Below are 14377 nucleotides of genomic sequence, written 5' to 3'. Positions count from 1 at the left end.
CTTTACGGGCCGGGCCCCTGGGGAATCGCTTCCTCTGGGGCCCGGCCCGTTTTTTGGTCGGTGCGGGGTGGTGGGTGGCTACGGGGCCGGGCTCTCCGGAGGGGCCTGACGGTGGTCTGGTCCGGCACACAGCGAAGGCCGCCGTCCCGCCTGGTGTGGGGGGACAGCGGCCTTCGTGGTTCTTACTGCTTGCGGAGGTGGAAGGTCAGGCCCAGGGGCTCGTCCGTGAAGGGCTCACCGTAGGTGGTGTCGGCCTCGCCGGAGGCGAAGTCGGTGGCTAGGACCTCGTCGGCGATGAGGGTGGTGTGTTCGGTCAGGGCCTTGGTGAGGGCCTCGTCCTTGGACTGCCAGCGGACGGCGATGCGGTCGGCGACGTCGAGGCCGGAGTTCTTGCGCGCCTCCTGGATGAGGCGGATCGCGTCGCGGGCCAGTCCCGCCAGGCGGAGTTCCGGGGTGATCTTCAGGTCCAGGGCCACGGTGGCGCCGGAGTCGGAGGCCACGGACCAGCCCTCGCGCGGGGTCTCGGTGATGATCACTTCGTCCGGGGAGAGCGGGATCTGTTCGCCGTTGACCTCGATGGAGGCCGTGCCGTCGCGCAGGGCCGCGGAGAGTGCTGCAGCGTCGGTGGCCGCGATGGCCTTCGCGGCCTCTTGGACGCCCTTGCCGAAGCGCTTGCCCAGGGCCCGGAAGTTGGCCTTGGCCGTGGTGTCGACCAGCGATCCGCCGACCTCGGAGAGCGAGGCGAGGGAGAGGACGTTGAGTTCCTCGGTGATCTGGGTGTGCAGGGCCGGGTCCAACGTGTCGAAGCCGGCTGCTGCCACCAGGGCGCGGGACAGCGGCTGGCGGGTCTTGACGCCGGATTCGGCGCGGGTGGCGCGGCCGAGTTCCACCAGGCGGCGGACCAGCAGCATCTGCTCGGACAGGACGGGGTTGATCGCGGATTCGTCGGCGGCCGGCCACGAGGCGAGGTGGACGGAGTCCGGGGCGTTCGGGGTGACCGGGACGACGAGGTCCTGCCAGACCCGCTCGGTGATGAACGGGGTGAGGGGGGCCATCAGGCGGGTGGTGGTTTCGATGACCTCGTGGAGGGTCGCCAGGGCGGCCGGGTCACCCTGCCAGAAGCGGCGGCGCGAGCGGCGGACGTACCAGTTGGACAGGTCGTCGATGAAGGAGGAGAGCAGCTTGCCCGCGCGCTGGGTGTCGTAGGACTCCAGGGATTCGGTGACGTCGCGGGTGAGGGTGTGGAGTTCGCCCAGGAGCCAGCGGTCGAGTACCGGGCGGTCGGCTGGGGCCGGGTCGCTCGCGCTGGGCGTCCAGCCGGCGGTGCGGGCGTACAGGGCCTGGAAGGCGACGGTGTTCCAGTAGGTCAGGAGGGTCTTGCGGACCACTTCCTGGATCGTGCCGTGGCCGACCCGGCGGGCGGACCAGGGGGAGCCGCCGGCCGCCATGAACCAGCGGACGGCGTCGGCGCCGTGCTGGTCCATGAGCGGGATGGGCTGCAGGATGTTGCCCAGGTGCTTGGACATCTTGCGGCCGTCCTCGGCGAGGATGTGGCCGAGGCAGACCACGTTCTCGTAGGCGGACCGGTCGAAGACCAGAGTGCCGACGGCCATCAGCGTGTAGAACCAGCCGCGGGTCTGGTCGATCGCCTCGGAGATGAACTGCGCGGGGTAGCTCTTCTCGAAGGCTTCCTTGTTGCGGTACGGATAGCCGTGCTGGGCGAAGGGCATTGACCCCGAGTCGTACCAGGCGTCGATGACCTCGGGGACCCGGGTGGCGGTGAGCCCGCAGCCGTCGGTGGTGCAGGGGAACGTGATGTCGTCGATGTACGGGCGGTGCGGGTCCAGGTTGGACTGATCGGTGTTCGTGAGCTCGGAGAGCTGGGTGAGGGAGCCTACGCACGTGAGGTGGTTCTCCTCACAGCGCCAGATGGGCAGCGGCGTGCCCCAGTAGCGGTTGCGCGAGAGGGCCCAGTCGACGTTGTTGTTCAGCCAGTCGCCGAAGCGGCCCTGCTTGACCGATTCCGGGTACCAGTTGGTCTTCTCGTTCTCGCGCAGCATCGCCTCCTTGACGGCGGTGGTGCGGATGTACCAGGAGGGCTGCGCGTAGTAGAGCAGCGCGGTGTGGCAGCGCCAGCAGTGCGGGTAGCTGTGCTCGTACGGCACGTGGCGGAAGAGCTTGCCGGTCGTCTGGAGTTCGGTGACGAGCTTTTCGTCGGCCTTCTTGAAGAATTCGCCGCCGACCAGCGGGACCTCCGGTTCGAAGGTGCCGTCGGGGCGGACCGGGTTCACCACGGGGAGGCCGTAGGCGCGGCAGACCTTGAGGTCGTCCTCGCCGAAGGCGGGGGACTGGTGGACCAGACCGGTGCCGTCCTCGGTGGTGACGTAGTCGGCGTTGACGATGTAGTGGGCGTCCGGGATCTCGACGAAGGAGAAGGGACGCTCGTAGGTCCAGCGCTCCATCTCGGCGCCGGTGAAGCTGACGCCGGTGGCGGTCCAGCCCTCGCCGAGGGCCTTGGCGAGGAGGGGCTCGGCGACCACCAGCTTCTCGTTGCCGTCGGTCGCCACGACGTACGTGACGGCGGGGTGCGTCGCGACGGCGGTGTTGGAGACCAGGGTCCAGGGGGTGGTCGTCCAGACGAGGAGCGCGGCCTCGCCCGCGAGCGGGCCCGAGGTCAGCGGGAAGCGGACGAAGACGGAGGGGTCGACGACCGTCTCGTAGCCCTGCGCAAGCTCGTGGTCGGACAGGCCGGTGCCGCAGCGGGGGCACCAGGGGGCGACACGGTGGTCCTGGGTGAGCAGGCCCTTGTCGAAGATCTGCTGGAGCGACCACCAGACGGATTCGATGTAGGCGGAGTCCATGGTGCGGTAGGCGTCGTCCAGGTCGACCCAGTAGCCCATCCGGGTCGTGAGCTCGGTGAAGGCGTCGGTGTGACGGGTCACGGACTCGCGGCACTTCGCGTTGAACTCGGCGATGCCGTAGGTCTCGATGTCCTGCTTGCCGGAGAAGCCGAGCTCCTTCTCGACCGCGAGCTCGACCGGCAGTCCGTGGCAGTCCCAGCCGGCCTTACGGGTCACATGGTGGCCCTGCATGGTCTTGAAGCGCGGGAAGACGTCCTTGAAGACGCGGGCCTCGATGTGGTGCGCGCCCGGCATGCCGTTGGCGGTCGGCGGGCCCTCGTAGAAGACCCATTCGGGCAGGCCCTCGGACTGCTCGAGGGAGCGGGCGAAGATCTTGTTCTCGCTCCAGAAGCCGAGCACCTCGTGCTCGAGAGCGGGCAGGTCGACCTGGGCGGGTACCTGGCGGTACTGCGGCGTCATCGGTGGTGCCTCCGGCGGGCATGTCACGTATTCCGTGTTCCGTCGAAGGGACGAGAGCCCGGGCCCCCGCGGTACCACCCTCCTTGGCCCGGGACGCGGCGCGTCCTGGACCCCCTCGATTGGGGACGCGATGCCGGTTCTACTCGCCTTACGGCTTTCCTCCGGCGGCTCCGGGGTGATCTTCGCGTCGCGCACACCCCCGGGCTTCCACCGTCCCCGGGTCGCTCTTGGCTGCGTGCGGCGCTACTCGTCCCTTTCCACGCCTTTCGCTTCGCCCAGTGTACGGGGACGGGCCCGCCCTGTCGGCCCGGTTCCGCCGGGTCGCGGCCCGGTCCCGGCTGACCCGAATGGCCTGATGACGACAACCGAAGTCCGGCCGTACGGCGTCACTACGCGTGAATACCGGAATACCTGGTGGAACAGCTGGGCACACAGGATGCAGACCTGCCTGCCCAGCGGGCCCGGCGGGTGGATCAGGCGGCGCGCCCCGTTGCCGAGGGTCCGGAGCCGTTTTACCGTTCCGGCACGATTCGCGAGCAAGATCACAATATGTGAAGGGGTCGCGGCCATGGTCGTGAAGAAGACCGCCGCCAAAAAGACGACACCGGCGAAGAAGGCGGCCCAAGTCGCCAAGAAGGCTGTCGCCAAGAAGGCTGTCAAGAAGGTCGTGGCGAAGAAGGTCGTGGCGAAGAAGACCGCGGCGAAGAAGACCGCGGTAGTGAAGAAGACGGGAGCCAAAAAGGTGGTTGCTAAGAAGACCGCGGCCGGTACGGTCGCGTCCGGTGCGTCCGCGGTTCCCGCTTCCCGGGCGGCCACGGAGCCCGCCGCGCTCCCCGTACGGCCCGGTGAGGAGCCCTGGTCCCCGGAAGAGGTGAAGGAGGCCCGCGCCGAGCTGCTCTCGGAGGCCGGCCGGCTGCGCTCCGAGATCATCTCCTCCGAGGCGTCGGTCGCCGGGCTGCTGCGCGATTCCGGTGGCGGCGCCGGAGACGACGACGCCGATACCGGCACCAAGAACATCACCCGCGAGCACGAGATGTCGCTGGCCGCGACCGCCCGCGAGATGCTCGCCCAGACCGAGCACGCCCTGGAACGGCTCGATGAGGGCACATACGGCCGCTGCGAATCGTGCGGCAACCCGATCGGCAAGGCACGGATGCAGGCGTTCCCGCGGGCCACACTGTGCATCGACTGCAAGCAACGGCAGGAGCGCCGCTGACCTCCCCCTGCCTTCGGCTGGGGGGACCCCCTCGTACGGGTGTGCCGTACCCTCGTCATCAGCCAGGATCCGGCCTGGCGCGCACAGGCTGCACAAGGGCTGAGGGACTCACGTGACGGAAGCGGAGCACGGCATCGAGGAACAGGACGCGGCGGCGGCCGGCGCTCCCGAGGAGGCGCCGATTCCCGCTCCCAAGGGCAAGCGGCGCATCGCCATCCTGCTCGGGGTGGCGGCGCTGGCCTACGCCCTGGACCTGCTGTCCAAGCTCTGGGTGGTGACCAGCCTCGAGCACCGGGACGCCCCGATCAACCTGCTCGGCAGCTGGCTGCGGCTCGAGGCGGTCCGCAACGGGGGCGCGGCCTTCGGCCTCGGCCAGGGCATGACGATCATCTTCACGATCATCGCGGCCGGTGTGATCGTGGTGATCGCCCGGCTGGCGCGCAAGCTCTACAGCCTGCCCTGGGCGATCGCGCTCGGGCTGTTGCTGGGCGGCGCGTTCGGCAACCTCACGGACCGGGTCTTCCGGGCGCCGGGCTTTCTGGAGGGGCATGTGGTGGACTTCATCGCACCCGCCCACTTCGCGGTCTTCAACCTCGCCGACTCCGCGATCGTCTGCGGCGGCGTCCTGATCGTGCTGCTGTCCTTCCGCGGCCTGGACCCGGACGGCACCGTCCACCGGGACTGAGCCGGGCCGGGCTGCCGGGCTGCCGGGCTGAGCCGCCGGGACGGAGCTGCCACCGTTGTCCGTCATACTCGATCAGGTGAGCACCCATCCCGAGACCCGGACCCTGCCCGTTCCCGACGGCCTAGAAGGCGAGCGCGTCGACGCCGCCATCGCGCGTATGTTCGGCTTTTCGCGCACCAAGGCGGCGGAGCTGGCTGCTTCGGGGAAGGTCTCCATCGACGGCAGCCCCGCGATGAAGTCCGACCGGGTGCACGGCGGAGCCTGGCTGGAGGTCGAGCTGCCCGCGCCGGCCGCGCCCGTACAGATCGTGGCCGAAGCCGTCGAGGGCATGGAGATCATCCATGACGACGACGACATCGTGGTGATCTCCAAGCCGGTCGGCGTGGCCGCGCACCCCAGCCCCGGCTGGACCGGCACCACCGTCATCGGCGGCCTCGCCGCGGCCGGCTACCGCATCTCCACCTCCGGCGCCGCCGAGCGCCAGGGCATCGTGCACCGCCTCGACGTCGGCACCTCCGGGCTGATGGTCGTCGCGAAGTCCGAGCGCGCGTACACCCTGCTCAAGCAGCAGTTCCGGGAGCGTGTGGTCGACAAGCGGTACCACGCCCTGGTCCAGGGACACCCGGACCCGATGAGCGGCACCATCGACGCGCCGATCGGCCGGCACCCGACCCACGACTACAAGTGGGCCGTGATCGCCGAGGGCAAGCCCAGCGTCACCCACTACGACCTCATCGAGGCGTTCCGGCACGCCAGCCTGCTCGACATCAAGCTGGAGACCGGCCGCACCCACCAGATCCGGGTGCACATGTCCGCCCACCGCCACCCCTGCGTCGGCGACCTCACCTACGGTGCCGACCCGACGCTGTCCAAGCGGCTGGGCCTGAGCCGGCAGTGGCTGCACGCGGTCAAGCTCGGCTTCGAGCACCCCTCGGACGGCCAGTGGGTGGAGTTCGAGAGCCCGTACGCCGACGACCTCCAGCACGCCCTGGACACCGTGCGGGCCGACAGTGCGTGAACTGCCCGTCCGGGTCGTCCGGTCCGATGACACCGAGGGCATGGCGGCTGTGCACGCCATCCGCCACCAGGTCTTCGTCGTCGAACAGAACGTCCCCGCGGAGTCGGAGTGGGACGGCAAGGACGACGGCGCCGTCCATGCGCTGGCCCCTGATGCCGGTACCGGGCGGCTGCTGCTCGGTACCGACGCCGCCGCGAAGAACGGCGGCGACCCCGTGACAGCGGTGCTCGGCCGGCTCGCCGTGCTCAAACCGGCCCGCGGCACCGGCGTCGGCGCCCGGCTGGTCACCGCGCTGGAGGACGAGGCCCGCCGGCTCGGCCTCGCCGGTGTCTACCTGGAGGCCCAGGTGCACGCGATCGCCTTCTACGAGCGGCTGGGCTACGCGGCGTACGGGCCGGAGTTCCCCGACGCGGGTATCGCCCACCGCGCCATGCGGCGACCGCTGCGCTGAGCTCTTGGCTCTCGCGGTGTGCACTGTTGCGCTGAGCTCTCGCGGTGCGCTTCCGCGCTGAACTCCGGCGCCGAGCCCCGGTGCCGGGGCCGACATCCGGCGCGCCCGGCGGTTTGTGCGGGCCCGCGTGGAGCCGCGTGGCAGGCTGAGCGGCCCCGCCGCCGGCCTTGGCGCTACCGCGCCCCCGGACCCGGGCCGATGTCGTCCGAGGTGGGCGGGGCGGCCGGCGGATGCGGCGGTTCCGCGTCCAGGCCGGGCGCGGGCGCGGTGTTGATCCGCGGCAGCGCGTACGGGTGCTCGCGGCGCACCCAGTCCAAGAGCTGCTCGCGGACGACGCAGCGCAGCGTGAAGATGTCGTCCGCGTCCTTGGCGGTGACCAGCGCCCGCACCTGGATGGTCGTCGGCGTGGTGTCGATGACGACCAGGCCCCAGGCCCGCCGGTCCCACTGCTCGCACTCCTTGAGCACCAGGTGCAGCCGCTCGCGCATCAGGTCGATCGGCGCCGAGTGGTCCAGGTGGAAGAAGACCGTGCCGGTCATCATCGGGTCGCCGCGCGACCAGTTCTCGAACGGCTTGCTGGTGAAATACGACACAGGCATCGTGATCCGGCGCTCGTCCCAGGTGCGCACGGTCAGATAGGTGAGGGTGATCTCCTCGACCGTGCCCCACTCGCGGTCGACCACCACGGTGTCGCCGATCCGCACCATGTCGCCGAAGGCGATCTGCAGCCCCGCGAACAGATTGCCCAGCGTGGACTGGGCCGCGACACCCGCGACGATGCCGATGATCCCGGCCGAGGCGAGCACCGACGCGCCGACCGCGCGCATCTCGGGAAACGTGAACAGCATCGAGGCGATGGCCACCACCACCACGACCGCGGTCACGACCCGCTGGATCAGCGTCACCTGGGTGCGGACCCGCCGGACCCTGGCCGCATTGTTCGCGTTCGAGGCGTACCGGTCGTACGAGGCGTCCACGAGCGCCGACGCGACCCGCACCGCCAGCCAGGCGCAGGCGCCGATCAGCACCAGGTTCAAGATCTGGCCGACCGCCGCCGTATGGTCCTTGGCGAGATGTGCCGCCCGGTACGAGGCGCGCAGCAGCGCCGTGCACAGGACCAGCTGGAACGGGATCCGGCAGCGGCGCAGCAGGCCCCACAGCGGGGTTTCGGTATGCCGGGCGTCGACCGTGCGCAGGACCGTGTCCACGGCCCAGCCGACCACCAGGGTCACCAAAACCGCCGTGCCGACGACGGTCACCGGCCGCAGTACGTTCTCCATGTCCACCTGGGCTCCCTTTGCACGCCGTGTCCTCCGACGGTAGCTGGCACCATGGACGCGTACCCGACCGCGAGTGAAGGCAGCCCCGTGAATATCGTGATGTTCCACTCGGCCTACGGGCTGCGGCCCGCCGTGCGAGCGGCCGCCGAGCTCCTGCGTGCCGCCGGGCACGAGGTGCACATCCCCGACCTCTACGACGGCCGGACGGCCGACTCCGTGGAGGAGGGCATGAGGATCAAGGACGGGATCGGCCGCGAGGAACTCCTCCAGCGGGCGGTCGCCGCCGCGGCCCCGTACTCCGACCAGGGGCTGGTCTACGCGGGCTTCTCGCTCGGCGGCTCCATCGCGCAGACGCTCGCACTGGGCGATGAGAAGGCCCGCGGACTGCTGCTCCTGCACGGCACGTCGGACATCGCGGACGACGCCGCGACCGGGATCCCGGTGCAGCTGCATGTCGCCGAGCCCGATCCGTTCGAGCCGGAGGACTGGCTCAACGCGTGGTACCTGCGGATGCGCAAGGCGGGGGCCGACGTGGAGGTGCACCGCTACCGGGGCGCCGGACACCTCTACACGGATCCCGAGCTGCACGACTACGACGCCGAGGCCGCGGAGCGCACCTGGGCGGTCGTGCTGGACTTCCTGGCGGACCTCGACGCCGATCGCTGACGCGATCGTTGGGGGCGGGCCGGGGGCCGGTCCGGCGGGGGCCGGCCGGGTACCGCGGCCGGCCGCCCCCCGCATGGGGTGTCACTTCCCGCTGATCGCCTTGTCGATGGCGGCCACGACGGTGGCCGACGGCTTGTTGATGACCTCGATGGCCTTGCCGTCGAGCTTGACCGTCGGGGTGCCGGTGACGTCCTTGGCGGCGTTGAACTTCGAGCTCATGGTCAGCGCCCACTTGTCGTAGGTGCCGTTCTTCACGGCGTCCTCGAAGGTCTTGTTGCCCTTGAGGGCGGTGACCTTCTGGGCCAGCTCGATCAGCTTGTCGTCGCTGCCGAAGTCGTCCTTGGTCTCGGCCGGGTGGACATCCTTGGAGTACAGCAGGGTGTGGTACTGGATGAACGCGTCGGTGGAGACGTTCAGCGCGGCGCCCAGCGCGCTCAGCGCGTTCTTCGAGCCGGTGCCGCCGTTCCCGTCGAGGAAGGTGCCCATGGTGTACGAGATCTTGTACTTGCCGTCCGTGGCGCCCTTCAGGACGGCCGCGCCGGACTCCTGCTCGAAGGAGGCGCAGACCGGGCAGCGCATGTCCTCGTAGGCGTCCAGGTTGTGCTTGTTCTTCGGGTCGCCGATGACGACCACCGTGCCGTCGGTGCCCGCGGTGTTGGCGGGCTTGACGAGGGCCTTCTTGGCCGCGGCCTCCCACTCGCCGGGCTTGTTCATCTGGTTGACGGCCACGGCCGCGCCGCCGGCTATCGCGATCGCCGCGATGACCGCGCCGCCGACGAGGAACTGCCGCTTGAGCCTGGCCTTCTTCGCGTGCTTCTCGCGCTCGGCGCGCAGCCGCTCGCGGGCTGCCTGCTTGTTGGCCTGGCTGTTTCTGCTGCTCATGGTGATGGGGTCTCCGTGTCAGTACGTGGGTGGTGGACGAACCGGGTCAGTGGGCGACCAGCGGCGGCGGACCACGCCGTACGAGGGAGTGCAGAAGCGGCCGGGACCGGGACGGGGCGTCCTGGTCGGACCGTGAGCGGGGCAGCCGCGGCCGGGTGGCCGGGGTGCTCAGCGCGGCGACCGCGATCAGCAGGGGGCGGAACGCGGCGGCGGCCATCGCGCGCAGCACGCGCTGCAGACCGGCCTCGCCGCGCCGCAACCACCAGGAGGCGAGCAGGCCCACGGTGATGTGCGTCGCGAGCAGTAGCCACGGGCCGGTCGTCGGATCGGTGGCGGCGGGCGCTCCGGGGACAGCGGCCAGCGGGCCGCCGACCTGGCCGCCGTGGCACAGCAGCGCCTCGTTCAGGGAGCGCCAGGAGCCGGTGACCGGACCGCCGCCGGGGCCGTAGCAGGTGTGCTGACCGGCGGTGAACAGCGTGTCCACGGCCAGTTCCAGCGGCACCAGCAGTCCGGCGATGGGCCAGAAGCCCCGTTCCCGGCCGCCGAGCGCGTAGGCCAGCGCGAAGACGGCGCCGTAGGCCCCCGCCACCGTGGTGAGCGGCAGGGGCGTACGGGACATCAGCACGTGGGAGGTGGAGGAGAGAGTGACGCACAACGCCGCGAAGAGCGCTGCACGCAGCGCCCTCAGCGGTGGTCGTATGCCCTTCATGGCGGAGAGTGTGCCATGCCCATAAGTAGGTGGAACCTAAAGGGGCCGAACCTGTGTGACTAGAGTCCCGGGATCCGGCCATTGCGGAACAGATCGACGAAGATCTGGTGATCGGCGCGGGCCCGTGCGCCGTAGCCGTGCGCGAAGTCCACCAGCATTCCGGTGAAGCCCTCCTCGTCCCGCGCGATGGCCTCGTCAATGGCGTCCTCGGTGGAGAACGGCACCAGCGAGTGACCGCTCTCGTCGTCCGCGGCGGCGTGCATCGCGGCGGTCGCCCGGCCCAGGTCCGCGACCACGGCCTCGATCTGCGCCGGGTCGTCGAGGTCCGACCAGTCCAGGTCCACCGCGTACGGGGACACCTCGGCGACCAGCTGGCCGACGCCGTCCAGCTCGGTCCAGCCCAGCCACGGGTCGGCGTGTGCCTGCAGGGCGCGCTGGGAGATCACCGTGCGGTGGCCCTCGTGCCGGAAGTAGCCGCGGACCGCGTGGTCGGTGACGTGCCGGGAGACTGCCGGGGTCTGCCCCTGCTTCATGTAGATCACGACGTCGTTCTCCAGCGCGTCGGTGTTGCCCTCCAGCAGCAGATTGAACGAGGGCAGCCCGGCGCTCCCGATGCCGATCCCGCGGCGGCCGACGACGTCCTTGACGCGGTGGCTGTCCGGGCGGATCCGGCTGGCCTCGGGGAGCGTCTCCAGATACGCCGTGAAGGCGGCGAGCACCTTGTCGCGGGTCGGGCCGTCCAGCGCGATGGCGCCCCCGCCGGGAAGGAAGCGGCGGTCCCAGTCGCGGACCTCGGTCATGGAGTCGAGCAGCCCGACGCGGGTCCGCGAGCGGGCGTGGCGCAGCGCGCCGAGCAGCGGGCCCTCGGCGGTGTCCAGGGTGAGCGGCGGAAGCCCCTCATCCTTGGCGAGCTCACGGATGCGGTCCCGGTAGGCGGCGGCGTAGGTGCGCACCAGGCCGGTGATCGTGTCGTCGCCGAGCGCCTTGGTGTAGCCGATGAGGGCGACGGAGGCGGCGAAGCGCTTGAGGTCCCAGGTGAACGGTCCTACGTACGCCTCGTCGAAGTCGTTGACGTTGAAGACCAGCCGGCCGTTGGCGTCCATCGAGGTGCCGAAGTTCTCGGCGTGCAGGTCGCCGTGGATCCAGACCCGGCCGGTGTGCTTGTTCACATAGGGGCCGCTGTCCTTCCCGTCCTCCAGATCGGCGTAGAACAGGCAGGCCGTGCCCCGGTAGAAGGCGAACGCCGAGGCGGCCATCTTGCGGAACTTCACGCGGAACGCGGCCGGATCGGCGGCCAGCAGTTCGCCGAAGGCGGTACCGAAGACGTCGAGGATCTTCGCACCGCGCTGCTCGTCGGTGCTGTGTGCGATGGGCATCGCTGGCGTTCCCCCAGGGCTCGGGCCGGAGATCTGTCAACGGGCGAGCCTACGTGGACCGCTCACGGGCGGTGGGGGCGGGACGGCGGAGCGCCCTGCGCGGCCCGCCGCCGGAAATAGGGAACGCACGATCGAATCCCGATGCCGATGCGGACCACCGCGCACCGGCATTCATTGTGCACCTGTACCGGGATGAGCGGTCCGGGCATATTCGGGTCCGGCATATTCGGTGACGGGTAATTCACCGAGCGGCAATCGAAGGCCGGGCGGATGAGAGCGGTGGCACCCGGGGGTGCCACCGCTCTCGGACGGCCGCGGGCGGCCGGACCGAGGTCAGTTGTGGCCGAACCTCTTCTGCTGCCGGCGCGAGACCTGCTCCGACGTCGGGAGTACCTGCTCGTGGGCGGCGGTGCTCTTCGCCTGCTCCTGGGCCTCCGCGGCCTGGCTGCGTTCCTTCTCCTGGCCCTCGCGCTGGCGCTGATTCTTGTTCTTACTCACGGTCGTCCCTCCTAAAGGGGATCTCGGACCTTGAACCGCTATCAGGCTTGCACGTGAGTACGAAGCGCGCATTTCGGGCAGGGGATGGATGGAGACCCCCTTAATTTCGGGAAACCGCCACGCCGATGATCGAGTTCGGGCTTATAACGCCCCGATATTGGGGCAGACTCGGGGAAAATCCGTGCCGGGGGACGACCGGAAGAGGTGCAACATGGACCGCTGCGTTGTCCTGGTGGACGCCGGATATCTCCTGGGCGCCGCGGCAAGCCTTCTGGCGGGTGAACCCTCCCGGTCCCGCATCACCGTCGACCACGCCGCGGTGGTCGCGGGCCTGCGCGAGCGCGCGGAACTGGAGACCGGCCAGCCGCTGCTGCGCATCTACTGGTTCGACGGCGCTCCCGACCGCGTACCGCAGCCGGAGCACCGGCGGCTGCGCGTCATGCCGCGCGTCACTGTACGGCTGGGCGCGCTGACCCGCACCGACGGCCGCTGGGCCCAGAAGGGCGTCGACGCGGCCATGCACGCCGAGCTATCCGAGCTCGCGCGCAACCGGGCCTGTTCCGATGTGGTGCTGGTGACCGGGGACGGGGACCTGCTGCCCGGGATGATGTCCGCCAAGGAACACGGCGTCGCCGTCCACCTGTGGGCGGTGCAGGCCGCCGACGGGGACTACAACCAGTCCGAGGACCTGGTCGCCGAGGCCGATGAGCGCCGGGTGCTGGACCGCGAGTGGATCACCCGGGCGATCCGGGCCCGGGAGGTCGCCGGCGTCTGCGCGCCGCCCACTCCGCGCCCCGAGATCCAGGCGATCCTCTCCGCGCCCCTGCCCGAGGCGACGGGCTCCCCGGGCGCGGGCGAGGAGCACGCCGCGAAGAACGGCTCGGGCCCCGCGACCGCCGACCCCGAGCACACCGACGCGGCTTCCGCGGCCAAGGGCGTACCCACCCCCAAGGACCTCGCGGGGCTCGGCCGGGTGCAGCAGGCCCCGGTCCCGCACCCCGTCCCCAACGCCACGCTCCGCTGGTCCTCCGACAAGACCTGGTCGGAACGCGGCCCCGGCAACGGCCCCGATGTGCCGGACACCAGCGGGCTGCCGACGCTCGCCCAGCTCACCAGCGCAGAACAGCGCTGGGCCGACCGCGAGGCCGACATCACCGCCGTGAGCGGCGACCCCTTCGAGGTCGGCCAGGTCTTCGCCCGCCGCTGGATCGCCCGTCTCACCGACGCCGCCCACCTCCAGGCCCTCTCCACCCACTACCCGCGCGTTCCGCACCGCATCGACGGCGAGCTGCTGCGGTACGCCGCCCGCTTCGGGCTCCTGGCGCACAAGGACGACCAGATCGACGAGCACGACCGATACGCCATCCGGGCCGGCTTCTGGCGCGAGGTCGACGCCCGCACCGTCGCCGAACACGCCCCGGCGGGGGAGTAGGGCCTGTCCGGCGGTGGAGGACCCGCGGCAGCGACCCGGCTCCGCGGCGCGTACTCTCGATCCTCGTGAGTACGGGCACGGAGCAGGCGGCGTCCAGCACAGCCGCCACCGCCCGCGACGCGGTGATCGCCGTGCGCGGACTGGTCAAGACCTATCCGGCCGGACGTGGCCGGCGAGGCGCCGCGACCCCTGCTGTCCGCGCGAGCGACGGCATCGGCCTCGACATCCGGCGCGGGGAGATCTTCGGCCTGCTCGGACCCAACGGCGCCGGGAAGTCCACCCTCGTCCGCCAGCTCACCGGACTGCTGCGGCCGGACTCCGGCGCCATCGACATGCTCGGCCACGACCTCGTACGCCACCCCGAACGCGCCGCACGGATGATCGGCTACCTCGGGCAGGAATCCACCGCCCTCGACGAGCTGACCGTGTCGCTCGCCGCCGAGACCACCGGCCGGCTGCGCGGCCTGGACGCGCGCACCGCACGGGCGGAACGTGACGCCGTACTGGACGAACTGGGGCTCACCGAACTGGCGGGGCGCGCCATCAAGCGGCTGTCCGGCGGGCAGCGGCGCCTCGCGTGCTTCGCCGCGACGCTGGTGGGGGAGCGGCCGGTGCTGGTGCTCGACGAGCCGACGGCCGGCATGGACCCGGTCGCCCGGCGGGCGGTGTGGGCGGCCGTCGACCGCCGCCGCGCCGAGCACGGGGCCACGGTCGTGCTGGTCACCCACAACGTCATCGAGGCCGAGACCGTACTCGACCGCGTCGCGGTGATCGACCGCGGACGGGTCATCGCCTGCGACACCCCGGCCGGACTCAAGGTGCTCGTCGCGGACGAGGTCAGGCT

The 14377-nt window shown here is 70.8% G+C and carries 13 protein-coding genes; 7 read left to right on the top strand and 6 right to left on the bottom strand.

What is annotated here, in order from left to right; translation table 11 throughout:
• Positions 1-182: 182 nt before the first annotated feature.
• Positions 183-3320 (bottom strand): isoleucine--tRNA ligase, encoded by a 3138-nt coding sequence (gene ileS / locus QMK24_RS05930; RefSeq protein ID WP_283464087.1) that lies wholly within the window; start codon positions 3318-3320, stop codon positions 183-185.
• 568 nt (positions 3321-3888) lie between these two features.
• On the opposite strand from ileS, the gene QMK24_RS05925 reads away from it, so the two are divergent.
• The 4 genes from QMK24_RS05925 to QMK24_RS05910 all read left to right on the top strand — a co-directional run bounded on the left by QMK24_RS05925 (position 3889) and on the right by QMK24_RS05910 (position 6690).
• Positions 3889-4536: a TraR/DksA family transcriptional regulator gene (locus QMK24_RS05925; protein WP_283464086.1), complete on the top strand. Its 648-nt coding sequence runs from the start codon at positions 3889-3891 to the stop codon at positions 4534-4536.
• 133 nt (positions 4537-4669) lie between these two features.
• Positions 4670-5221: a signal peptidase II gene (gene lspA / locus QMK24_RS05920; RefSeq protein WP_283464274.1), complete on the top strand. Its 552-nt coding sequence runs from the start codon at positions 4670-4672 to the stop codon at positions 5219-5221.
• 76 nt (positions 5222-5297) lie between these two features.
• Positions 5298-6239 (top strand): RluA family pseudouridine synthase, encoded by a 942-nt coding sequence (locus QMK24_RS05915; protein ID WP_283464085.1) that lies wholly within the window; start codon positions 5298-5300, stop codon positions 6237-6239.
• Positions 6240-6279: 40 nt separating this feature from the next.
• A complete protein-coding gene (locus tag QMK24_RS05910; RefSeq protein WP_283464084.1) occupies positions 6280-6690 on the top strand; it encodes a GNAT family N-acetyltransferase in 411 nt (136 codons plus the stop codon).
• A gap of 173 nt (positions 6691-6863) precedes the next feature.
• Here the strand turns inward: QMK24_RS05910 and QMK24_RS05905 are convergent, their stop codons facing one another.
• Positions 6864-7970: a mechanosensitive ion channel family protein gene (locus tag QMK24_RS05905; RefSeq protein WP_283464083.1), complete on the bottom strand. Its 1107-nt coding sequence runs from the start codon at positions 7968-7970 to the stop codon at positions 6864-6866.
• Positions 7971-8021: 51 nt separating this feature from the next.
• Here QMK24_RS05905 and QMK24_RS05900 point away from each other — a divergent pair, with 51 nt between their 5' ends.
• Entirely contained in the window at positions 8022-8636 is a 615-nt protein-coding gene (locus QMK24_RS05900) for a dienelactone hydrolase family protein (RefSeq protein WP_283464082.1), read from the top strand.
• Between the two features lie 81 nt (positions 8637-8717).
• Here QMK24_RS05900 and QMK24_RS05895 read toward each other — a convergent pair whose 3' ends face one another.
• The 4 genes from QMK24_RS05895 to QMK24_RS05880 form a co-directional block, all read right to left on the bottom strand.
• A complete protein-coding gene (locus tag QMK24_RS05895) occupies positions 8718-9518 on the bottom strand; it encodes a thioredoxin domain-containing protein (RefSeq protein WP_283464081.1) in 801 nt (266 codons plus the stop codon).
• A gap of 46 nt (positions 9519-9564) precedes the next feature.
• On the bottom strand, positions 9565-10227 hold the full coding sequence (locus tag QMK24_RS05890) for a hypothetical protein (protein ID WP_283464080.1): 663 nt from the start codon (positions 10225-10227) through the stop codon (positions 9565-9567).
• Positions 10228-10286: 59 nt separating this feature from the next.
• Positions 10287-11603 (bottom strand): DUF2252 domain-containing protein, encoded by a 1317-nt coding sequence (locus QMK24_RS05885; protein WP_283464079.1) that lies wholly within the window; start codon positions 11601-11603, stop codon positions 10287-10289.
• A 333-nt stretch (positions 11604-11936) separates the two neighbouring features.
• Positions 11937-12101 (bottom strand): hypothetical protein, encoded by a 165-nt coding sequence (locus QMK24_RS05880; protein ID WP_283464078.1) that lies wholly within the window; start codon positions 12099-12101, stop codon positions 11937-11939.
• Between the two features lie 211 nt (positions 12102-12312).
• Between QMK24_RS05880 and QMK24_RS05875 the strand changes: the two genes are divergently transcribed.
• Complete coding sequence (locus tag QMK24_RS05875; RefSeq protein ID WP_283464077.1) at positions 12313-13533, top strand: NYN domain-containing protein; 1221 nt, start codon at positions 12313-12315, stop codon at positions 13531-13533.
• Between the two features lie 65 nt (positions 13534-13598).
• Positions 13599-14377 (top strand): ABC transporter ATP-binding protein (locus QMK24_RS05870; protein ID WP_283464076.1); only part of this gene is annotated, 779 nt, incomplete at its 3' end.

Source organism: Streptomyces sp. PH10-H1, assembly GCF_030063355.1.
Lineage (GTDB): Bacteria > Actinomycetota > Actinomycetes > Streptomycetales > Streptomycetaceae > Actinacidiphila.
This window is presented reverse-complemented; position numbering and strand designations above follow the sequence as displayed.